The sequence below is a fragment of the Desulfobotulus mexicanus genome (assembly GCF_006175995.1).
GTDB lineage: Bacteria > Desulfobacterota > Desulfobacteria > Desulfobacterales > ASO4-4 > Desulfobotulus > Desulfobotulus mexicanus.
In genome coordinates this window covers 98,152-120,729 of the sequence record NZ_VDMB01000010.1, presented here as the reverse complement: position 1 = coordinate 120,729, position 22,578 = coordinate 98,152, and the positions used below count along the sequence as shown (strand labels likewise).

General features: G+C 50.1%; 20 protein-coding genes and 1 tRNA gene. 3 read left to right on the top strand and 18 right to left on the bottom strand.

Going from position 1 to position 22,578, the window contains the following annotated elements:
* Positions 1-9 precede the first annotated feature (9 nt).
* From atpD to FIM25_RS09490, 13 genes are all read right to left on the bottom strand, one after another.
* Positions 10-1,425 (bottom strand): F0F1 ATP synthase subunit beta, encoded by a 1,416-nt coding sequence (gene atpD, locus FIM25_RS09550; RefSeq protein ID WP_139448652.1) that lies wholly within the window; start codon positions 1,423-1,425, stop codon positions 10-12.
* Positions 1,426-1,461: 36 nt separating this feature from the next.
* Positions 1,462-2,361 carry an ATP synthase F1 subunit gamma gene (gene atpG, locus FIM25_RS09545; RefSeq protein WP_139448650.1) on the bottom strand — a complete coding sequence of 300 codons (900 nt, stop codon included), beginning with the start codon at positions 2,359-2,361 and terminating at the stop codon, positions 1,462-1,464.
* 51 nt (positions 2,362-2,412) lie between these two features.
* A complete protein-coding gene (gene atpA, locus FIM25_RS09540; protein ID WP_139448648.1) occupies positions 2,413-3,930 on the bottom strand; it encodes a F0F1 ATP synthase subunit alpha in 1,518 nt (505 codons plus the stop codon).
* Positions 3,930-4,481 (bottom strand): ATP synthase F1 subunit delta, encoded by a 552-nt coding sequence (atpH, locus tag FIM25_RS09535; RefSeq protein WP_139448646.1) that lies wholly within the window; start codon positions 4,479-4,481, stop codon positions 3,930-3,932. Before atpH ends, atpA begins: the two co-directional genes overlap by 1 nt.
* Positions 4,478-5,044 (bottom strand): F0F1 ATP synthase subunit B, encoded by a 567-nt coding sequence (locus FIM25_RS09530; RefSeq protein WP_139448644.1) that lies wholly within the window; start codon positions 5,042-5,044, stop codon positions 4,478-4,480. The genes atpH and FIM25_RS09530 overlap by 4 nt, the downstream gene beginning before the upstream one ends.
* Positions 5,045-5,046: 2 nt before the next feature.
* The gene (locus FIM25_RS09525; protein ID WP_179953287.1) at positions 5,047-5,475 is read right to left on the bottom strand and encodes a F0F1 ATP synthase subunit B family protein; all 429 of its coding nucleotides are present in this window, start codon (positions 5,473-5,475) and stop codon (positions 5,047-5,049) included.
* Positions 5,476-5,750: 275 nt separating this feature from the next.
* Positions 5,751-6,854: a rod shape-determining protein RodA gene (gene rodA, locus FIM25_RS09520; protein WP_139448640.1), complete on the bottom strand. Its 1,104-nt coding sequence runs from the start codon at positions 6,852-6,854 to the stop codon at positions 5,751-5,753.
* A gap of 109 nt (positions 6,855-6,963) precedes the next feature.
* Positions 6,964-8,793: a penicillin-binding protein 2 gene (gene mrdA, locus FIM25_RS09515; RefSeq protein ID WP_139448638.1), complete on the bottom strand. Its 1,830-nt coding sequence runs from the start codon at positions 8,791-8,793 to the stop codon at positions 6,964-6,966.
* Positions 8,794-8,842: 49 nt separating this feature from the next.
* Positions 8,843-9,367 (bottom strand): rod shape-determining protein MreD, encoded by a 525-nt coding sequence (locus FIM25_RS09510; RefSeq protein WP_139448636.1) that lies wholly within the window; start codon positions 9,365-9,367, stop codon positions 8,843-8,845.
* On the bottom strand, positions 9,364-10,224 hold the full coding sequence (gene mreC, locus FIM25_RS09505; RefSeq protein WP_139448634.1) for a rod shape-determining protein MreC: 861 nt from the start codon (positions 10,222-10,224) through the stop codon (positions 9,364-9,366). The genes FIM25_RS09510 and mreC overlap by 4 nt, the downstream gene beginning before the upstream one ends.
* A gap of 4 nt (positions 10,225-10,228) precedes the next feature.
* Positions 10,229-11,272, bottom strand: a complete 1,044-nt coding sequence (locus FIM25_RS09500; RefSeq protein ID WP_139448632.1) for a rod shape-determining protein — start codon at positions 11,270-11,272, stop codon at positions 10,229-10,231.
* A gap of 277 nt (positions 11,273-11,549) precedes the next feature.
* Positions 11,550-12,614 carry a serine hydrolase domain-containing protein gene (locus FIM25_RS09495; RefSeq protein WP_139448630.1) on the bottom strand — a complete coding sequence of 355 codons (1,065 nt, stop codon included), beginning with the start codon at positions 12,612-12,614 and terminating at the stop codon, positions 11,550-11,552.
* Positions 12,601-13,560, bottom strand: a complete 960-nt coding sequence (locus FIM25_RS09490; protein WP_139448628.1) for a S66 peptidase family protein — start codon at positions 13,558-13,560, stop codon at positions 12,601-12,603. The genes FIM25_RS09495 and FIM25_RS09490 overlap by 14 nt, the downstream gene beginning before the upstream one ends.
* A gap of 62 nt (positions 13,561-13,622) precedes the next feature.
* Here FIM25_RS09490 and FIM25_RS09485 point away from each other — a divergent pair.
* A tRNA-Pro gene (locus FIM25_RS09485) sits at positions 13,623-13,699 on the top strand.
* Positions 13,700-13,749: 50 nt separating this feature from the next.
* On the opposite strand, the gene FIM25_RS09480 is transcribed toward FIM25_RS09485, so the two are convergent.
* Complete coding sequence (locus FIM25_RS09480) at positions 13,750-14,508, bottom strand: SDR family oxidoreductase (protein ID WP_139448626.1); 759 nt, start codon at positions 14,506-14,508, stop codon at positions 13,750-13,752.
* A 205-nt stretch (positions 14,509-14,713) separates the two neighbouring features.
* On the opposite strand from FIM25_RS09480, the gene FIM25_RS09475 reads away from it, so the two are divergent.
* The gene (locus FIM25_RS09475; protein ID WP_139448624.1) at positions 14,714-15,037 is read left to right on the top strand and encodes a PilZ domain-containing protein; all 324 of its coding nucleotides are present in this window, start codon (positions 14,714-14,716) and stop codon (positions 15,035-15,037) included.
* Between the two features lie 43 nt (positions 15,038-15,080).
* Here FIM25_RS09475 and FIM25_RS09470 read toward each other — a convergent pair whose 3' ends face one another.
* Positions 15,081-16,787 (bottom strand): FAD-dependent oxidoreductase, encoded by a 1,707-nt coding sequence (locus FIM25_RS09470; RefSeq protein WP_139448621.1) that lies wholly within the window; start codon positions 16,785-16,787, stop codon positions 15,081-15,083.
* 433 nt (positions 16,788-17,220) lie between these two features.
* On the opposite strand from FIM25_RS09470, the gene FIM25_RS09465 reads away from it, so the two are divergent.
* Positions 17,221-17,880, top strand: a complete 660-nt coding sequence (locus FIM25_RS09465) for a hypothetical protein (protein ID WP_139448619.1) — start codon at positions 17,221-17,223, stop codon at positions 17,878-17,880.
* Positions 17,881-18,277: 397 nt separating this feature from the next.
* Here FIM25_RS09465 and FIM25_RS09460 read toward each other — a convergent pair whose 3' ends face one another.
* From FIM25_RS09460 to galU, 3 genes are all read right to left on the bottom strand, one after another.
* Positions 18,278-19,234 carry a hypothetical protein gene (locus FIM25_RS09460; RefSeq protein ID WP_139448617.1) on the bottom strand — a complete coding sequence of 319 codons (957 nt, stop codon included), beginning with the start codon at positions 19,232-19,234 and terminating at the stop codon, positions 18,278-18,280.
* A 215-nt stretch (positions 19,235-19,449) separates the two neighbouring features.
* Complete coding sequence (locus tag FIM25_RS09455; protein WP_139448615.1) at positions 19,450-21,432, bottom strand: peptidase U32 family protein; 1,983 nt, start codon at positions 21,430-21,432, stop codon at positions 19,450-19,452.
* Positions 21,433-21,577: 145 nt separating this feature from the next.
* Positions 21,578-22,405, bottom strand: coding sequence for a UTP--glucose-1-phosphate uridylyltransferase GalU (gene galU, locus FIM25_RS09450; protein WP_139448612.1), 828 nt, complete (start codon positions 22,403-22,405; stop codon positions 21,578-21,580).
* Positions 22,406-22,578 lie beyond the last annotated feature (173 nt).

Sequence of the window (22,578 nt, the reverse complement as noted above, 5' to 3'; positions counted from 1 at the left end):
CTTCGTCTTTTATTCTGCGGCCATGCGTTCGGCCTTGGCAACGGCTTCCTCAATGGACCCAACAAGATAGAAAGCCTGCTCCGGAAGATCATCATGTTTGCCCTCACAAATTTCTTTGAAAGAGCGGATGGTATCCTCAATTTTCACATAGCAGCCGGGAATACCGGTAAACTGTTCTGCCACATGGAAGGGCTGGGAAAGGAAACGCTGCACTTTACGGGCACGGGCTACGGTAAGCTTATCCTCATCGGAAAGTTCATCCACACCGAGAATCGCAATAATATCCTGAAGATCTTTATATTTCTGAAGAATCTGCTGCACCGTACGGGCAACCCTGTAATGCTCTTCACCAATAAAATTGGCATCAAGAATACGGGAACTGGAATCAAGGGGATCCACAGCAGGATAAATACCCAGCTCTGAAATAGCACGGGAAAGAACTACTGTACCGTCCAGATGGGCAAAAGTTGTTGCAGGAGCAGGGTCTGTAAGGTCATCAGCAGGAACATAAACGCACTGAACCGCCGTGATGGAACCCTTATCAGTAGAAGTAATACGCTCCTGCAGGGCACCCATGTCCACCGCAAGCGTTGGCTGATAACCTACAGCAGAAGGCATACGTCCGAGAAGGGCGGAAACCTCAGCACCGGCCTGGGTGAAACGGAAGATGTTATCAATGAAGAGAAGCACGTCCTGGCCTTCCACATCACGGAAGTATTCCGCTTCCGCAAGGGCGGAAAGGGCAACACGGGCACGGGCTCCGGGGGGTTCGGTCATCTGGCCGTACACAAGGCAGCACTTGTGAAGAACACCGGAATCCTTCATTTCATGGTAAAGGTCGTTACCTTCACGGGTTCTTTCCCCTACGCCTGCAAATACGGAGATACCACCGTGATGCATACCGATGTTATTAACCATCTCCATCATGATAACGGTTTTACCAACACCGGCACCACCGAACATACCCATCTTGCCACCACGGGGAAAGGGCACCAGCAGGTCAATAACCTTAACACCTGTTTCAAGAACACGTACAGAGGTATCCTGTGAGGTAAAGGCAGGAGCCGAACGATGAATATCCGAAGTTTTGGACATATCAATGGGCCCCTTGCCGTCAACCGGACGACCCACAACATTCAGAACCCGTCCCAGAGCAGCCTCACCCACTGGCATCTGAATGGGCCTTCCCGTATCCCTGACATCCATACCCCGAACCAGACCATCGGTAACGTCCATGGCAATGGTCCGAACCAGATTATCACCCAGATGCTGGGCAACCTCTACAACAAGGTTATCTTCTTCATCATTGATCGCCGGGTTCGAGATCAGAAGGGCGGTCAGAATATTGGGCAGATTTCCGGGTTCGAACTCCACATCCACAATCGGCCCCATGACCTGCCTGATCTTGCCAATATTTTTACTCATTATATTGCCTCCGTAACTTCAAACATGTCGGGTCCCTTATCCCCTGAGGGCTTCGGCTCCTCCGACAATGTCCATCAAGTCATTGGTAATCGCCGCCTGACGTGCCTTATTGAAGATCCTGTTCAGATCCTTGATCATGTCATTGCAGGCCCGGGTTGCGTTGTCCATGGCCACCATACGTGCCGCATGTTCACTGGTGGATGTTTCCAGAAGAGCACGGAAAATCTGAATATGAACGTTTCTCGGAAGCATGGCATTGAGCAGAGCCGCCGGTGAAGGTTCACATATATGCTCAGGAATATAGTCTTCCTCTATCTTTTCATCTTCAAGGGCTTCTTCATCCACCAGAGCAGCTGCAGGGATGGGCAAAAGCTGGTGAACAGCAGGTACCTGACGGCTCATACTCTGGAATTCCGGATAAATGATATGAACCTCGTCATAGGTTCCTTCCAAAAAGTCGGAGATCAGCTTTAAGCCAGCCGTGGATGCAACATTAAACCCGAAAACCGTGCCCACAACGCCCAGATGAACATCTTTCAGATCACCCTTGTTCTTGCGGACCCACTCACGGCCTTTTTTACCAAAGGCAGTAAAAGAAACCTCAACGCCTTCTTCCAGGGTCTGCAGCCAGCGCCCTGCTGCTTCTGTAATATTATTGTTAAAACCGCCGCAAAGCCCGCGGTCGGATGTACAAATGACCAGATGAACCTTCTTTACCTCTTCCCGGGGAACAAGAAGAGGGCTTGCGCCTTCCCCTGCCCTGCCAGCAAGGCTACCCAGCACTTCTCCGTATTTGACAGCATAGGGACGAAATGCACTCATCCGCCGCTGTGTGCTCCGGAGCCGGGAAGCCGCGACCATATTCATGGCCTTGGTGATCTGCTTGGTCTTTTTGACCCCGGAGATCTTTGTTTTGACTTCCTTGAGCGTTGCCATGAAATCACCTTATTTAGAGTCAGTGTTTGCTAATGATAAGCTCCGGCTACCTTACTTGATGGTGTCCTTGAACTCTTCACCATAAGCCTTAAGAGCATCCTTCAGCTTTGCCTCCAACTCATCGGTAAGCTTCTTTTCTTCGGCAATGCCATTCATGATATCCCCATGACGGGCTTCCAGGAAGGGATGGAGACCCGCTTCATATTTGGGCACCATCTCAAGGGAGTACTGATCCAGATAGCCCTTGGTACCCGCATATATTATGGCCACCTGATTTTCAAGTTTCAGGGGCTTGAACTGGGGCTGTTTCAGAATTTCAACCAGACGGGCACCACGGGTAAGCTGACGCTGAGTAGCTGCATCAAGGTCGGAGCCAAAAGCTGCAAAGGCTTCCAGTTCACGATACTGTGCCAGATCCAGACGAAGGGTTCCTGCCACCTGCTTCATGGCCTTGTCCTGGGCGGAACCACCAACCCTTGAAACGGAAATACCCACGTTTACAGCAGGTCTTACACCGGAGAAGAAAAGATTGGGCTCCAGATAAATCTGACCGTCTGTAATGGAAATAACGTTAGTGGGAATAAAGGCGGCAACGTCACCCTGCTGGGTTTCTACAATGGGAAGGGCCGTAAGGGAACCTGCCCCCAGATCATCGGAAAGCTTTGCAGCACGCTCCAGAAGACGGGAATGGTTGTAGAAAACATCACCGGGGAAAGCTTCACGCCCGGGAGGACGACGAAGCAGAAGGGATACCTGACGGTAAGCCGCTGCCTGCTTGGAAAGATCATCATAGATAATCAGGGCATGCTCACCCTTGTCCCTGAAATATTCGCCCATGGCACAGCCGGAATAGGGGGCAAGGTACTGCAGAGCCGCAGGATCTGAGGCGCAGGCAGAAACCACTGTGGTATACTCCATGGCACCGTTTTCTTCAAGAACGGCAACCACCTGAGCCACAGTGGACTGTTTCTGACCACAGGCCACATAAATACACTTAACGCCACTGTTCTTCTGATTAATGATGGCATCAATGGCCACAGCAGTCTTACCGATCTGCCGGTCACCAATGATAAGCTCACGCTGACCACGACCAATGGGAATCATGGCATCAATAGCCTTAAGACCCGTGTACATGGGCTCATGGACGCTTTTCCTGTCCACAACGCCGGGAGCCACCATTTCAAGACGGCGAGACTCCGTTGCATTTATAGGTCCCTTTCCATCCAGAGGCTGACCCAGGGTATCCACTACCCTGCCCAGCATGGCTTCACCCACCGGCACCTGGGCAATACGCCCGGTACGCTTGACCACATCACCTTCTTTAATGCCAGTATCAGGCCCCATCAGGGCGATCCCTACGTTATCCTCTTCAAGGTTCAGTGCCAGACCGAACACCTGACCGGGAAACTCGATCAACTCAAGGGCCATCGCTTTTTCAAGGCCATACACACGTGAAATACCGTCGCCAACAGACAGGACAACACCGGTTTCGCTGAGCTGTACGCTCTTGTCGAAATCCTTGATTTGCTCCTGGATGATCTGGCTGATTTCTTCCGCTTTGATTTCCATCAGATACCTTCACCCCTCTTAAAAGATTCTCTCAGATTCCGTAACTGGGTTCTGATACTACCATCATAGACCAGATCCCCGACCTTGGTGACAATTCCACCGATAATCCGGGGATCCTCATGCACGTCAAGGACAACCTCCCGGTTTGTCATCCGAACAAGGGCATTGCGGATTCCCGCAACAGCCGTATCGCTCAGGGAAACAGCGGATGTGATCCGCGCACGGGCAATATTCTGAAACTCATCTGCAAGATCCCTGTAGGAACGCTCTACGTCCGCAAGCCTTACAATGCGCCCCTTATCAAAGAGCAAAAGCATGAAAGACTGCATCACCTGAGTCAGGGACATTTTCTGAAGAACCGAGCCAAGAATCTGCCTCCGTGATGTTCGGGCATGAAGAGGATTGGAGAGAATCTGACGCAGGCCCTCATTTTCCTGAAAAACCATACAGACATCCTGCAGCTCCTGCCTGTAAGTATCCATTTGCCCGTCTTCTTTTCCAATTAAAAGCAAGGCTTTGGCATATCGCCTTGCTACCGCAAGATTTTTCACGATGCCACCACCTTTTTAAGATATTCTTCCGTCAGCCGAGCATGATCTTCCGGGCTGATTTTTTCCTGAATCAGAGCCTCCGCCCGCTCCAGGGCTTTTTCCATAACTTCCGCCTGAAGCCCTGCACGAACACGAACAAACTCATGTTCGATATTCCGACGGGCCTGCTCACGCATTTTCTCCGCAGAGGCTTTTGCCTCTTCAAGAATACGTTCCTTTGCAGCCTCGCCCTGTTTTCTGTACTGTTCCAGGATGGATTTAGCCTCGTCTTCCATATTTTCCAGTTGACGACGGTATTCAGCCAGTTCCTGTTCTGCAGCAAGCCTTCGCTCCTCAAGGTCTGCCAGCTGTTTTTCTATTCCGTCAATCCGCCCATTCAGAAATCTGGCAACGGGTTTCCGGAGAAGAAAAAAGAGAATAAGGACAAGGGCCGTAAAGTTCATGACCTTGTAGGTGTCAATGGAACTCCACGACTCTCCTCCATCTCCTGCAGCAAAGGCTACACCTGCACCCATAAAAAAAGCCAGTGCTGCAAAAAACAGTTTTCTACCCTTTGCATTCATAATCAAATCGCCCTCCCGAGAATCTTCTCTGCAATGGCAGAGGCAAAGACGTCTGCCTGGGAGGCAAGAGCCTTCCGGGCCTCTTCAGCTTCCCCTGCAATACGCATGCGGAAGGCTTCAAGATCCTTCTGGATCCCTTCCTGAATCTCGGCTACCCGCTTTTTTTCTTCTGCGCTGACGCTTTCAATTACAGCATCTTTTTCCTTTACTCCACGGGTTCTGGCTTCCCTGATACCAGCCTTCACAGCCTCAAGGCATTCATCACCCTCAGACTGCATCCGTGAAATTGCCGATGAAAGCCCTTCGACCGTATCCCTGCGTTTTGCAAGGATTTGCCGTATGGGTTTGTACAGCACTGCGTTCAGCACAACGATCAGCACAACAAAGTTGAGGATCTGGACTCCTAAGGATCCGTCCACGCTGATGTTCATAAATGCCCTCCAGAATTCGTGCGTTCCAGACCTTTTGCGTATCTGTGCCTTCACCGGACGGATATACGGATCACCGGACATCTGTCGAATCGCACAGCCATAAACTTAATCGAGGCTTCCTACCACTGAAAAGCCAAAAAAGTCAAAGATTTTTTCAAAAATTCCTGATATTTTAAGCATATTTTAGCATCAAACCTCCTTTTTCAATGTTTTTTAAAAAACTTGCACTTACTCTTCAAAAACATCCGTTTCATCTGCTTTGCAGAAAAAAAGCATCAATCCGAAAGAAACCTGCGCATGCTGATATTCAGCAGAATACCAATACCCAGCAATGTGGTTACAACAGAAGATCCTCCGTAACTCACCATGGGCAAAGGAACCCCCACAACGGGCAGAAGGCCCATAACCATGCCCATGTTTATAAATATATGCCAGAAATTCATGGCCGTAATTCCCACAGCCAGAAATGTTCCAAAGGAATCCCGACAGCGATAGGCAACATTAAGGCTCCATGCCAGAAAAAGCAGGTAGAGGAAAAGCAGCACGCTGCACCCCACAAAGCCCCACTCCTCCGCCAGTACAGATAGAATAAAGTCTGTATGCTGTTCCGGAAGAAAATCCAGGGCATTCTGAGTACCCCCCAGAAACCCCTTACCAAACAACTGACCTGATCCAATGGCAATTTTTGATTGAATAATGTGATACCCGGTACCCAGCGGATCCCTACCAGGATCAAGAAAAGTCAGAATTCTGTTTTTCTGATAATCCTTTAAAAAAAGCCAGACCATAGGAGCTGCTGCCATTGTAGCAGCCAGAAGACCCCAGAAAGTACTTCGCTTCAATCCCACAAAAAGCGTCAGGCTTCCGCCAATAACAAAAAGAAGCAGGGCTGTGCCCAGATCCGGTTGCTGAACAATAAGTAAAAAAGGAATAAGAATCAATAAAAATGGCTGAATCAGATCCTTAAAACCCAGGCCTCCATCCATAAAAATTTTTGCAAAATATCTTGCAAGAACGATACATATGGCGATTTTCATCAGCTCAGAAGGCTGAATACTGACCGGTCCCAGAATCAACCAGCGTCTGGCCCCCCCACCGTAACGACCAAAAACCATAACAGCAATCAGAAGAAGAATACAGCCTGCATAAATAACAAGGCCCCACTGGTCAAAACGCTTATAGTTCACCAACATGGAGACAACCATAAGCCCGCCACCGATGGCAAACCATAAAAGCTGCCTCAACAGAAGACCTTCCTGCGAGGTATTCCCTCCCGCATTCACGGCACTGTAAAGAATACCGATCCCCATGGCGCCCAGAATCAGGGTCAGGATCAGAAGCCCCCAGTCAAAATGAGTAATCAGTCTTCTGTCGAACATCACCCTTCCTTCAGCACTTTCAGCCCGTTCATTACCCCCATGAACATCAGTACATCCGCCAGAGGACAAAAAAACAGATCAGCTAAAATACACCCCGCATCATGCAAACTCATTTTTCTCCTGACCCAACAAGGTAACTCCGCATCACTTCCGCAGCAATGGGAGCCGCCACTCTGGCTCCCCCTTCACCATGCTCCACAATCACAGCCACAGCTATCCTGGGATCATCATAGGGTGCAAAGGCAACAAACCAGGCATGAGGCTCAAAACCCGGCCTTGAAGAAGTCTCCTCCTCTTCTGTTCTGCGGCTGAGAACCTGAGCCGTACCTGTTTTTCCACCCATATCAAACTCGGAGGTCCGGATACCCCGGGCTGTCCCCTGCGGGGCATGCACAACATCCCTCATGGATAGTCTCACCAGCTCCAGATTCTCAGGACTTACGGGCAGGCGGCCGGTCACCTCCGGTGTAAAAGGCCGCACAACCTCTCCCCCCGCCTTCCGGATTTCAAGGGCAACCTGAGGCCGGTACAAAATCCCTCCGTTACCCAGAGCAGCTGCCATCAAAGCTGCCTGCATGCAGGTAGCCAAATTGTAGCCCTGTCCGATGATGACAGAAAGGGTTTCGCCTGCCTGCCATGAAACGCCAGTTCTGCGTCGTTTCCAGGCAGCCGTCGGCACCAGTCCCGCCTCTTCATGGTCAAGATCCACGCCAGTTCTCCGGCCAAACCCCGCAGCCCTTGCATACCAGGCAAGCCTGTCAACCCCCAGACGCTGGGCAACATTATAAAAATATACGTCGCAGGAGCGCTCCAGGGCTTCCCGCAAATTCAAATTTCCATGACCGGTTCTCCTCCAGCAACGAAAATCCCGGTCTCCGAAACGTAAGGAACCGGAACAGAAAAAACGGGTTTCACTGTCCACAACTCCTTCTTCAAGGGCTGCAATGGCAGAAATCATCTTATAAGTTGATGCAGGCGGATATAAGCCCTGAATTGCTTTATTTTCCATGGGACGATGGGGATTTTGTGCAAGGGATCGCCATTCATCCGTGCGGATACCTCTGGCAAAAAGGTTCTGATCAAAGGAAGGGCTGGATACCATTGCAAGCACCTGACCATTGGTGGGATCCAGTGCAACAACAGCCCCGACCCGGTCTTTCATGAGATCTTCCGTACGGCCCTGCAGATCCCTGTCCAAAGCAAGATAGAGACTTCCACCAGGTTTCGCAGGTACGGTCTGCAGAATACGTATCACCTGCCCACGGGCATTCACTTCCACCTGACGCCCGCCCCGTTCCCCCCGGAGTACTGCATCATACACCCTTTCAGCCCCTGTTTTACCAATAAAGTCACCACCCCTGAGATCCTTGTTCTCAGGCCGCTGGAGTTCATTCGAACTGACCTCTCCAAGATAACCTATGAGGTGAGCTGCAAGGCCCGGATACATATACTGACGCCTGGGTTTGGCTTCTATGCGTACACCCGGCAGATCATAACGCCTGGCACTGATAAGCCCAACAGCATCCCTGTCCAGATCCTGACGAAGAAGAACAGCCCTGAAACCCGGCCCCCGCTGGCTTTCAAGGCGACTTTGAAAATCAGAAACGGCAATTCCGGTAAGATCAGAAAGCCGTTCCAGCACCTCGATGATATTTCCGGCGTCACCAGGAACAATCATAAGATCATAAGCGGGCCTGTTATCCACCAGAAGGGTCCCGTGGCGGTCATAGATAAGTCCCCTGTGGGGAGGAATACTCTGAAGGCGGATACAGTTATTTTCGGAAAGGCGGGCATACTCATGGCCCTGAAAAATCTGGAGATAAAAGAGGCGCATCAGCAGCAGCAGAAAAAACCCAGCTGCAATGGCAAATAAAATCATGAGCCTGCGACGGTATCCGTCCGTCTCCTTGCTTTTTAAATATTCAAGATCGGATACCATTTTCTTCCTTTTCCACCAAAACACCTGCCCTCATCCTAAAACCAGCCCCCTACAGGGGCCTGCCCGAGAAAAAATCCGACAGTGTAGAATTTTTTCCACGCTGCCGGAACAAAAATCCCTGCATTTTTCGAAATAAGGTCAGAAACAGAGGGCAAACAATAAAGGCTGTAATTATCTGTAAAGCAGTAAACCGGAAAGCATCGGCAAAAAGCCCCTCTCCATGGACTCTGAAGGCAAGGGAAAGTACCGTAAACAAATTTTCAAGGAGGATACCAGCCAAAACAGCAAGAAAAGGGAAAAAAGGGCTAGTAGTCCGCAGAAACCCCCCTAGCCATCGAACCATGCAGAAGATCCAGAGGAAAGAAAAAAGATAAATACCAAAAACCCCTCCGGACAAACCATCGAGAACAAAACCTGCTATAAAGATAAGAACAAGACCCGGAGCAAAATCCGCATCCAGCCCAAGATACACCACATACACCAGCATGGGACTGCAGATGGGATAGCCTGTAAAAAAAACCGTCATGCCAAGGGTAAAAAAAGAAAGAACAGCATAATGCAGGACCAGAGTCATGACAGAGGCTCTTCCTGAGACTCCATATCATCTGCCTCTTCTTCATCGGGGAGCAGAAGAATCATCACTTCCTCAATACGTTCAAAATCCACAAAAGGCTGTATCATCACATCCTGAAAAATCCCCTCATCACCACGGACAACACCATCAACCCATCCGATGCGCAAACCCTTGGGATAAATACCGTCCAGACCGGAACTTACCACCACATCCCCTTCTGCAATATCATAGCGCCGCAGGGCATAGGAAAAAGAACAGAATGAGGCTCCGGAACCTTTAACCACACCTCTGGCACGGGTTCGCTGCACCAGGGAATCCACACCACTCATACGGTCTGTAACCAGAAGAACCTTTGAATATTTTCCTGCAACCTCAATAACCTGTCCCACGATGCCATCGGGAACTACCACAGGAAGCCCTGTACGCACTCCATCCCTCCATCCCCTGTTAACAATGAAGGTCTTAAACCAGGGTGAAGGGTCCTTACCGACGATTTCTGCCACAAGTACTTCTCTGTCTTCACCTTCCCTGAAATTGAGAAAGCTGCGGAGGCGCTCATTGGCCATGGCCAGTTCAAGGTATTCATTTTCCTTTTCCCGTGCCAGAGCAAGCTCCTTTCGAAGCAGCTCATTTTCACGGGCCTGACGTACAGAGTCAAAATAAATACGCCACAGGGAACCAGCACCCTGAATCAGCTTTGTGGCCCCATACTGAAGGGGGCCCACCAGGGTCAGGGTAAGCGAACCCGCTCCCTGCGCCACCGGGCGGGGATGTTTCCCGCTCAACACCAGAGAAATAAGGGTGGCAGCCAGCAGGACAAAAAATACACTGAAGAAAACAAACCTGCGAGAGAACATAGTTTCAGGGAAGCATAACCTGCCGGAGGATTTCAATACTGTCCAGGGATAATCCTGCCCCCTGAGCAACGGTAGACAGGGGATCTTCGGTCACCGTAATGGGCAGACCGGTTTTTTCCCGAAGCAGTTTATCCAGATTTTTAAGAAGAGCCCCACCACCGGTCAGCACAATGCCCCTATCCACGATATCTGCGGCAAGCTCCGGGGGCGTCTGTTCCAGAGCAATCTTTACGGTTTCCACGATTGCCTCAATCTGCTCGGAAATGGCCACCCGAATTTCTTCCGAATCAATGGCAAGGATTTTCGGTATACCCGAAACAAGATCCCGACCCTTAACTTCTATGGTTTCCAGATTATCAGGGTCCGGATAGGCATTGCCAATGGTGGTTTTAATAATCTCTGAAGTCCGCTCACCAATCAGCAGATTATATTTACGTTTAATATACTGCATGATGGCATCATCCATCTTATCACCGGCCACACGCAAAGAACGGCTGTACACAATGCCAGCAAGGGAGATGACCGCTACTTCCGTTGTACCTCCGCCAATATCCACCACCATGTTACAGGTAGGTTCCGTGATGGGGAGGCCTGCTCCAATGGCTGCAGCCATGGGTTCTTCAATCAAAAAGACCTCTCTGGCACCGGCGGATTCCGCAGACTCCTTCACGGCACGCTTTTCCACAGGCGTAATTCCCGAAGGCACGGCAATAACAATTCTCGGACGCACAAAGGTTCTGCGGTTATGCACCTTGTGGATAAAATGGCGCAGCATGGCTTCGGTGACTTCAAAATCAGCAATCACCCCATCCCGCATAGGACGTATGGCCACAATATTACCGGGCGTACGACCCAGCATATTTTTAGCTTCCTGCCCTACGGCCAGCACCTTGTTCTTATGACGGTTATCAGTACGTACGGCAACCACGGAAGGCTCACTGAGAACAATCCCTTTGCCTTTTACATAAACCAAAGTATTGGCCGTTCCAAGATCAATGGCAAGATCGCTGGAAAAAACACCCAGAATGGAATCCAGAAAAAGATTCATTACTCCTCTTTTCTACAAAAATATGGCTTTTCATCCCCGGACAATGCTGGGAAAAGACCTTGACAGATAACTGATTGGATCTGAAAAACAGGATTTTCCGACACTCAGCCCCTCTAAATAAACAGCAAAGGGACACCCTGCATGAGGTAAAAAGCCGGAAATGACTAAATTGAAGGAACATTCATAAAACAAGAGTAAGGCACCTTAAAAAAACACCTTGGCCCCTGTCTTGATTCATGCTTTCGCTACCAAAAATAACGAATGTTTACAAGAAAAATTAAGCCAGCCCAAAGGTTCTCATCACGCAATCATGGAAACAGGGGCGGAAAGATCGTATCTTCCAGTTAAGCTCGCCATAATAAACACGGTTGCTTAAAAGTACCACAATAATTTTATTTTTCATATCCATCCACAAGGATGTACCGGTAAAACCCAGATGCCCTGCCGTACTTTTGGAAAAAAAACTGCCACAGGAAGACTTCATACCGGATGGACGGTCAAATCCCAAAGGACGCTTCCCGTCTTCCGGCCAGTAAATAAAGCGGTGCAAAACAGAAGCAGGCAGCCAGGAAGACAAGCCATACCAGGCTTCCATCAGAGCATGTCCCACCTCTCCCACACCGGCAGCGGTTCCGAAAAGTCCGGCCTGACCGTCCACGCCTCCCATAAAAGCAGCGTTTTCATCGTGTACTTCACCCGTAAGTAAACGTTTCCGTACCTGGCTCTCTCCGGTACATACACAATCCGGTCCGGCCCCACCCGTCAGGGCAGGGAAAAAGATTTTTTTCTCCGCTCCAGATGGAAGTGCGGCCATCACTCTGGGCCCGAAAGCCTCTCCCGTCACCTTTTCCACCACCTCTTTCAACAGCATAAATCCAAGATCACTATACAGGGTCTGCTCTCCCGGACAGAACTCAAGGGGAGTATTCCGTATCAGGCTAAGCCTTTCTTTCCTTCGCAGAGATTCAGGAACATCTTTCAGCTCCTGATAAAAGGCTCTGTGGGCAGGAAGCCCGGAGCTATGCTGCAAAAGATGATGGAGACGAATTCCTTCCCGCTCCTTACCATCCCGCCACTCCGGCAGGTAATACCACAAAAAGTCTTCCGGAGAGATGCTGCCCTCTGACACCAGATGCATCAAAACCGGAGTTGTGCCAAGAACCTTGGTCAGGGAGGCCAGATCAAAAATACTTCCCCCAGTTACCGGCACACCGGCTTCAGGATCAAGGGAACCGGCATTTCCCTCATAAACACACTGCCCATCCACGCCCACCCAGGCCGAAACGGCAGAAAAAACCTTTTCATCAACACCTTCCTTTAAAAGATTATCAAGGGACTCCATGGTTCCACTCCCAGCTAAGATGGGCTGCCCCGGTATCCAGACAGGCCCTGGTACCCAGCATCAGAGGCTGGTTTCTGTCACCATGCCCCAGGGGAAGGCCGTATACCACAGGCATTCCTTCGGGAAGAAAGGTAAGGATACGCTCATAAATCTGTGCTTCATTCCCGCAACCGGTAAAATTTCCCAGAAGCAGGCCGGAAACCGCCTTCAGCACACCTGCCATGGCAAGATGACAGAACATACGATCAATACGGTAAGGAGCCTCATTCACATCCTCAAGAAAAAGAAGGCTCCCGGTAAAATCAGGACACCATGGGGTTCCCATGAGATGGCAGATCATGGAAAGATTTCCGCCCATTAGTCTGCCCACAGCCCTTCCCGGCTGCAACACCCTTTTCCAGCCCATGAACATGGGCTGCCCCCCTTCCCATTCAAGGGCCCCAAAGGCAGCATCCCTGTCCATGGATGGGAGTTTTCCAAGCTGGGTAAGAACCGGGCCGTGAAGGGCAGCCATACCACATTGTCCCATCAGAAAAAAAAGAAGTGCCGTCCCGTCACTAAACCCCATCACCCTTTTGGGGAAAGATGCAATGATCCCTGCATCAAGCTTAGGAAAAAGCCGGGTACAGCCATACCCTCCACGGGCCATCCAGATGGCATGAATATCAGGGGCCTCAAAAAAATCCATCAGGGTCTGCGCCCGGAGAGTATCCGAACCCGCAAACCCCAGAGCGTCTTTAATATACACCTGATCCGCCACTTTAACGGCATAGCCTCTGGACCGTATTTCCGCCAGCCCGACCTCCAGAGCTTCGGGGTCCGGAGCTCCGGCAGGAGCAATCACACCGATACAGTCTCCGGGAAAAATGGGTGACGGAAGAATGCATGGCTCAGTAAAAACAGGACCTATGCCATCTTCTGTATTTTTTTTTACAGGGAGGGACATTTTTTATTCCTTATTGCTTGACAGTCTCAGAGGCCAGTGGTAGACATGCTCTCGTTTTGTGTCGGGGCGTAGCGCAGCCTGGTAGCGCACTAGCATGGGGTGCTAGGGGTCGGAGGTTCAAATCCTCTCGCCCCGACCAAACAATTTAAAATAAAAAGCCAATCCTTAAAAGGGTTGGCTTTTTTGTTTTCACAATCCTTCCCTTGCCACAGCAAAGGCAGACCATGCCTGCTGAGTGGGCATAACCTCCAGATGATTGATATTCACATGCTCAGGCTGCAATGTCACCCATCCCACAATATCTGCTATGTCAGCAGCGGTAAGGGCTTTCACCCCGTCATAGGTGGCTGAGGCTTTTTCCGATGCACCCTTGAAACGCACAAGGGAGAACTCCGTCTCTGCCATGCCCGGCGCAATATTGGTTACCCGCACACCTGTTCCCTGAACATCGCAGCGAAGATTCCTTGAAAACTGTTCCACAAAAGCCTTGGTGGCACCGTAGGCATTTCCTCCGGGATAGGGCCAGCTGCCTGCCACTGAACCCATATTAACAATATGCCCCCGTCTGCGTGCAGTCATCCCCGGAAGTATCTTCCTTGTCATGTATAAAAGACCTTTAATATTGGTATCCACCATAACTTCCCAGTCATCCATATCCGCTTCATGAGCCGGTAAAAGCCCCAGAGCCAGACCCGCATTGTTCACAAGGATATCCACAGAGGAAAAATCCTCGGGAATCCCGTCAAGGGCCTTTTCCACAGCCTTTCTGTCCCGGACATCCAGTTGCATGATATGAACAGGAACACCCAGCTCCTCCGCCAGCCTTTCCAGACGGTCCCGCCTGCGTGCAGACAGAATCAGGGAAAATCCCCTTACTGCATACCATCGGGCACAGGCTTCACCAAATCCAGATGAAGCACCTGTAATTAAAACCGTTTTCTTGTCCATCTTCTGCCTTCCTTTCCTCCATACTTCTGCTCCCGGGATTTTTTCCCGGACAAATGAATCAAATCACCCATTGCAGAACAAAACATGGTTTTGTATGGTTTATGAAAATTCTTTCTCTTCTTCTTTCTTCCCTCCCGTTGTGCGGGGCGATTTCATCAGCGGATCGCCCCTTTTTCTTTTCCCCCTTTATTATAAGGACTGAAAAATGGACGACTTCAGAGAAAAAAGAAAAGATGTACGTCAGAATTATTTCAGCCCTGTCGTGTACACAACCCAGGATCAGGAATACAGAGAATACATTCTGGATATCAGCGGTGGTGGCGTTTTTATCAAAACCCGCAACATTCTCCCCCCGGACACGGAAGTCAATCTCTTCCTGCCCTTTCCCGGCGGAAATTACATCAGCCTCCTCGGAGTCGTGGTCCGATCCGGAGAAAAGGGCATTGCGGTTCAGTTCCACAATGAGGATCTGGAACTTATCCACTCCCTGCAATCAATGGTGGAAAGCCTCCACCTCCTTGAGGGATAACAGCAGAGGGGGGCCATGCACCTGCACATAGCCCCCCCTTTTTTCAGATATCCATTCCCCAGTGCTTCAGCATAGCAACACCGCCAAACACCGTTACATTATCCTTATGTCCCTTGGCCCTCAAATTCAGCTGAGCTTCATAGGATCTCACACCCGTATTACAGATCAGCACAAGGGGCTTGCCTTCGGGGAGCTCATCCAGCCTTCCGAGAAGCTCATCCTGGGGAATTCCTTTCCAGATACCGGGATACTTTTCCTCATAGACCTTTGCATCAGCCTTTGCCCGACAGTCAATGAGACAAACATCCCCCCTTTTTATTTCTTCCCACCGTTCAGCAAATTCTTCACAGCCAATGGGATGCATACGATCGTCCAGAATATTATCCGCCACATTGGCAAGGGCATTTACAATATCCATTGCTGAAGAAAAAGGCGGTGAATAGGCAAATTCAAGGTTGGAAATATCCTCCACCTTTGGTTTCCGGGCGAGCAGGGCTGCAACGGCATTGATGCGCCCCACCGTAGCATCGCCCTTGCTTCCTGAACCCTGAATACCCAGAACCTGGCGGGTACTGCGATCCACCACCAGCTCCAGATACATCAATTCCTTTGTGGGATAAAAATGTGCCCTGTCCAGCTGGCACATCCGCACACTGATGGCGTCAAAACCTTCTTCCAAGGCCCTTTTGAGGGTCAGCCCCGCACCACAGAGGCAGGTTTCAAAAAGCTTGACCACAAAACTGCCCACCACAGGCGGAGAAACGGAATTCTTCCCGGCAAGATTGTCACCAATTACCCGACCCTGACGGTTGGAAAGGGAACCCAGCGGATAGTATCCCGGCTTACCCGTAATTGCATTGGGCACCAGCACACAGTCTCCGCCCGCATAGATGTCGGGGTCTGTGGTACGCATGTGATCATCCACCAGAATCCCGCCATTAAAGCCAACTTCCAGACCTGCCGCAGCAGCCAGTTCTCCATTGGGCAGAATACCCGCCGCAATAATAACAATATCCGCCTCAAGGGTTTCCTTATCCGTCACCACACGGGCAACCCGGCCATCCTCGCCCTCAAAACGGACAACGCTTTCCCCAAGACGAAAAACAACACCCTGTTTTTCCATATGGGACTGGGCCATTTTAGCCAGTTCCGGTCCCACAAAGCCGGGCATGATCTGATCGGAAATTTCCACCACCGTTGTATCAAGACCCCACATATCCGCGAGGGCCTCGGCCATTTCAAGCCCGATAAAACCCGCACCCACCACAACAGCGGTTCCTGCCTGCCCGGAAGCAATGGCAGATTTAATGGCGATGGCATCCCTCAGGGAACCCACGCTGTAAATACCACCAAGCTTTTGACCTTCAATCTTAAGATCCCTTACCCTTGAGCCCGTGCCGATGACCAGTTGATCATAGGGCAGAAGAGAACGGGTTCCATCCATTTTTTCAATTTCTATCTTTTTTTCATTCCTGTGAATGGCTGTTACACGGGTCCGGGTCATAACATCAATATCTTTACAGTCTTTGAAAAAACGCTCATCCCGCAGCATATGAAAACTTGTACTCTGCAACTCGGATGCATCCGCAACATCCCCCGACACATAATAAGGTATACCGCAGCCCCCGTAGGAAATATGTTCATCCTGATCAATGAGCAGCACTTCAGCATCAGGCTCCAGACGCTTCAGGCGGCAGGCCGCCTTGGATCCCAGAGCCACGGCACCAACAACAAGCACTTTTTTTCCCATGTCAAACTTTCCTTTCTTCAATCCTTATGAAAAGCGGACAGAAACCATAAGCCCTGCCAGCCTTTTTTATGCCCGGCAGATGCTGCCGGACCTTCAATTTATTATCTGATGACCAGGTTCTTTCAGCCATAGGAGCCTGAATAATAAAAACCCATTAAAAAATCCTGCGTCTTCCAGCATCCATATCTGAGATCCAATCATGGCCTGATGCACAGGAAAAATAAAGACCATGGCGGCATTTTTTTCCCATTGCCAAAGCATGCCATCCTGTTTTTCACAGGCTTTTAATCATCATAAAACTAAAATCCAGAAAAGAAACAAGCACTCTTCGCCCCAGCAAGGACATTGGCACCATACTTGCTTAAATAAAACACAGCAAACATAAAAAAAGAGCCCAAAGGGCTCTGAAGGATACAATATAAGGGGAGCTGCCATGATCTCAGGAATTCAAGCCTATCAGAAAAATGATCATCCACTGACAGAACGCAGTGAGGACCGCAGGGTTCAGGGGCTTGCTCCTGCAGCAGCTTCAGACAAAACAAAGGAATCCGCAGGCACAGACAGGCGTATGGATCGGGTGACACTTTCACCTGAAGTCGAAGCAGCAAAGCTCAGGGAGAGCCTTGGCCTGCCCATCCGTGGTAAAATAACCAAAGAAATCATGGAAAACAGCCGCAAAGCCATAGAAGAAACCGTTCACCAGCAGATTGCCCAGGCCCGCCAGAAAGCAGGAATCCCTGAAGATGCCGAAGTAATGGTCCGCCTTACGGCCAAAGGAGATATCCGTGTAAACTCAGGAGTAAAAGGTTCATGGGAGCTTGAAAAAGGGCTTCAGGAAGACAAGGATTTCAAAGCAACCCTGGCCTCCCTTGGCATGCATCAGGGCCTTAACTCTCTGGGACAGACAGGAAAACAGGAAGCCAGGCAGCAATTCAGCGCTTTTTTCGATGCCGGAGAAGAACGCTCCCTTTCCGTTATCAGTCGGGAATACAACAACCTGCGCCAGAACTCTGACCCTCTACAGGCCCTTGTTCATCAGGCACAAAAACAGCATCCTGAATTCACCTTCAGACACGAAAATGTCTATGCCTGAGACCTGTGACGGAAAAAAACATCAGATACGGATAAAATATTAATTGTTCAGCACAATTTTATAAGTTCCATATCTGCCAGAAAAATGCAAAGACCCCCAAGCTATTTGCCCGTGACGCAATCTTATTCGGTAGCTTCTTGACCTGTGCGGAAGCGGCAAAAACTCACCACCACAGGCAGAACAGGCTTTTGGTTACCATGGCAGACTCAAGTACGCTGCCTTTGTGGCGGTTCAGACAGTTTGCCGCTTCTTTCGCACAGGCCTGCAAAGCTCTGATCCGAAACGATTGCAACGTCACTTGCAAATAGCCAGGGGGCCTTGCAGTGATGCTGAGCCTATAAAATTGAGCATTCAACTTTCAGAATAACATGTGCTGAACAATTCCGTTAAATCCAACTTAAACCTTCAAATCCAGATGATGCACGGTCCCGGCCCGGCCTGTTTCAGTAAGAACAATACCGGAACTCTGGATGCGTCCACCCTTTTCTCCACCCACATCCATGGGTGTTGCCACCCGGAAAAGTCCTATGGCACCTATTCCCATGTCACTAAGAGATTTTCCCCTGCCATTGGTTCCATCTTCCGGATGCCAGATACGCAGCTTTGAGAAAACCGGATCTCCGGAATCTATCCAGCCATTACCATCACTGTCGTATGCGGCAAGGTCGGCAAAGCCATCACCGGAGCTGGTACCAAAAAGCTCACTGCCGTCATCAACCCGACCATTGTCGTTTTTATCCAGAAATAAAAATCCTGCCCCCTTAGAAGGCATGGCAAGGGATTCTTCCTTCCCGTCTCCGGTAAGATCAAAGGTGAAACGGGCATCACCCATAGTAACAGGCCCGCTCAGGGAAATAACCAGAGGGTCCACAAAGTTAACCTGCCTTGCCACAAAACTTTCTTCCTTACGGGACTGCATCTGCATCACAGAAAAACTTATCTTCCGGCCATCGGCGGTCATCACTTCACCTTCGGCCATAAAAATACTTTCCTGTTCCATGCGCGTATAAATGGTTTCTTCTATATGAAAGGCAGAACCCGGACCACCCGAAAGGACGTCTCTGGGAAATTCTGCCACAGGTTCAGGCCTGAAAAAGGGAATATCCGGTTTTTTCCCGGTAAGGGCGTTCAAAATCATCTGCACCAGACGTTTACTCATATCCAGATCCAGATGCTTCAAACCCGCTTCAGGCACAGGGGCAGACTTAAAAAAAAGCCCCCTGCCCTTCAAGCCTCTTTGGGAAGAATTTTCTTCCTCTACGGGTGCATGTACCACCATACGCATGGTACGCCTTGTCTGTACTTCCTGACGGGAAATACCCGCCATCTGAAGGGATGTAGATACTATATGCATGGCCGCCTCCTTTCGGGAATCCATGGTCCCATGTTTCCCTTATATCGGTCGGCTCCCTCAGAAGCTGAATCTTTTATCTGCTGCCTGCTTTTAGGGCTGCTTCCGTAAATAAATTTACCCGGAAGATGCCCCTTCTCACCCGGCTCCTCGCTTCAAGAACCTAAGCCACCTCCCCAAAGGAAAAGTGCTTAGGTGTCTGCACTTCAGAAACTGAACTAAAGCAGCCGAAGATTCCAGTTCCACAGGCCGGGGCGCTTTCGGAATTCCATCCCCTTTGGAAGAATTTCTTCCATATGTACAAAATATCTGTACCCTGCCCTTTCCAGCTCAACTTTTTTTTCACGGATATCATACTGCCAGTCCGGGAAAAGCCACTGATTCTCTCCATACTTTCTACCCCAGAGTTTTTCATCCATGGGGCTGATAAGGCTTTCACCGGGTTCCAGAACACTGATCCTCGAAATGGCAAGGGGCCAGCATCCGGATAAAACCGCTCCCACAGGCAGAGGACTCCCTGCTGCAAAGGCCAGAAAATCTTCCCCGCTCAGTTCGGGACTGGCAAAAACACCTGAAAAACCAAGATCACCCAGCACGCCGACCGCCAGAGGATTCGCCACATTGCAAAAAGGTCCGGCCCAGAGTTCAAGCCCCGCTTTTTTTCCAAAAAATCCCATCTGCCATGGTGCATTGAGAACAAAACGACGAGCCCCCCTGTGCAGCAGTCCATCAATGGCTTTTTTCCAGTTTTCAGACCCTTCCGGCCAGGTTGCAGGGTCCAGCCACCACCAGATATGGGCCACAGCCCCAGGTGCCACCTTTGCCGGTCTTTCCGGATCCACCCACAGGGCAGTTTCCTGCCCCCGTCCTCCGGTACTTCCGGGTTTTCTCTGCAAGAGCATATCCCTTGCAGCTCCACTTTTTTTAAAAGGACGGGGCAGCACCAAGTGACGGGTGCCGGGTCTCGGCTCCTGCGTCTCCACAGTCTCAAGTTCCTGTGAAAGCCTTTGAATCTGAGCCATCAGCTCCGGCTCCCTCCGGTCCACAAGAAATGCTGCGGCCCCTGCGACGGGCCGCTTTCCTCGATCGGCCTTCAGATGGAATTTCCCTCCTTTAGGAATGCTGCGCCGTACCCGGACAATAAGATGCCCACCCTCCCCCTCATACCCTATGCGGATCAAATCTCCGGCCAGAAGGGGAACCCTTGGGACAATGAACAGCTCCTTTGCCCCACCCTTCACCCGCCCCAGCAAAAACCCGGAGCCGGTTTCTCCTTCGGAAGAAACAGGATGCCAGGGCCTGTGGGGCAAAAAACGATAGTGCATGGAAGGCCTCCCCAGAGCCATATCCAGAAGGGCCAAAGCATCTTTTTTTCTACCGGGAATATCCCGCTCATCCCTCAGCATCCGGTAAGCCGTGGTGGTGTAATGCACATAATGGGGGCCTTTTTTACGGCCTTCTATTTTCCAGCATCCCACCTCGGGAATATCCCCCAGCACCTTGGTCAGCACATCCAGACTCAGATCCTGCATGGAAAAATAGCGGCCCGACTCTGCGGCTCCCTTTTTCTTTCTGTAAATACGGCGGCAGGGCTGAACACAACGGCCCCTTAAACCGGATTTCCCACCAAGGTAACTGCTCCAGTAACAGCGCCCGGACACAGCGTAACAAAGAGCTCCATGGACAAAAGCCTCCAGATTCATGCCTTCGGGGCAGGCTGCAGCCATCAGACGCAGGGCGTCCACATCCAGCTCTCTGGGCATCACAACCCTTGAAAAACCGAGCTTTCTGGCAACAGCCAGGCCTTCAGGAAAGCTTAAGTTGGCAAGGGTGGAAAGGTGCAGCTCCCCTGCATAGTCCACCTGCCGGGCCAGAGAAACAAAGGCCGGGTCCTGAACAATCAGAGCATCCGGCATCACATCTCTGGCAAGGCGCTCCACAAGGTGAAAAGCCTTTTCCACCTCATCGGGCTTGATTTCATTATTGAGGGCCACATAAACCCGGATATTGCGGTCATGGGCAAGGGATGTAAGCGCTGCAAGCTCTGTAATGGAAAAGTTGTCCGCCTCCATTCGTGCGGAAAAAGCCTTCAGGCCGCAGTAAATGGCATCCGCCTCTGCAGCAATGGCTGCAAGGAAGCTGTCACGATCCCCGGCAGGGGAAAGAATCATGGGTAAATCAGGGTTTTCTTCATGGGTCATTATACACATCTTTCAAATATGATGGTCTCGCAAAAGATCGAATTACGCCAGCACAGCACTCAATATATACTAAACAAGTGATGTTGCAATTCAATATAGGGTATTCTTAAAGGTAGTATTTGGATTTTTTGCGAACATATCAATACTAAAACTCTACATAAAAATTCTCATAACAATAATTTGTGGCCTGAATATAGCCATGCACAGAACCGCAGTCAAAACGTCTGCCCTTAAACCTGTAAGCAATGACACAGCCGGACTTTGCCTGCTGAAGCAAGGCATCGGTTATCTGGATTTCACCATTTTTACCCGGAGGTGTTTTCTCAAGTATGTCGAAAATATCCGGAGTAAGGATATAGCGACCAATGATGGCAAGATTACTGGGGGCTGTTCCCGGTTCCGGCTTCTCCACCATATCTTCCACAGACACCAAAGTATCTGTCAGGGCCTTTCCGGCAATCACTCCATATTTATGGATTTCACCTTCCGGCACCTCTTCCACTGCAACAATGGAACAGCGGAACTGTTTATAAAGTGCCACCATTTGGGCAAGAACGCCTTCTTCCGGGTGGATACAGAGATCATCAGCCAGCAGTACCGCAAAGGGGTTATCGCCCACCAAAGCACGCCCCGTAAGAATGGCATGCCCCAGCCCCTTCATCTCCCGCTGGCGAATATAGGTAAAGTTGGCTTTATCGAGGATCGCACGGATATCCGCCAACAGCTCTTCTTTTCTGGTGCCGGAAATCTGGTGTTCCAGTTCATAATTCATGTCAAAATGATCGAGGATAGCATTTTTCCCGCGACCGGTAACAATGCACATATCTGTCATACAAGCCTGAAGAGCCTCTTCCACACCATACTCAATCAGAGGCTTATTAACGATGGGCATCATCTCTTTGGGCATGGCCTTGGTTGCAGGCAAAAAACGGGTTCCGTAGCCTGCGGCCGGGAAAAGACATTTTTTAATCATGAAATCCTCTCCAAACAAAAGAATCTAAAAATCCAGGCTTTGTTACCATCCGCCACACTTAATTGATATTTACAAAACGCTTAAAACAACCTAGCATGGATATTGGCTATAACAATGAAATATCAACAAAATTTCATAGAAACAAGAACGCTGTCAAACATAATAAAATGAAA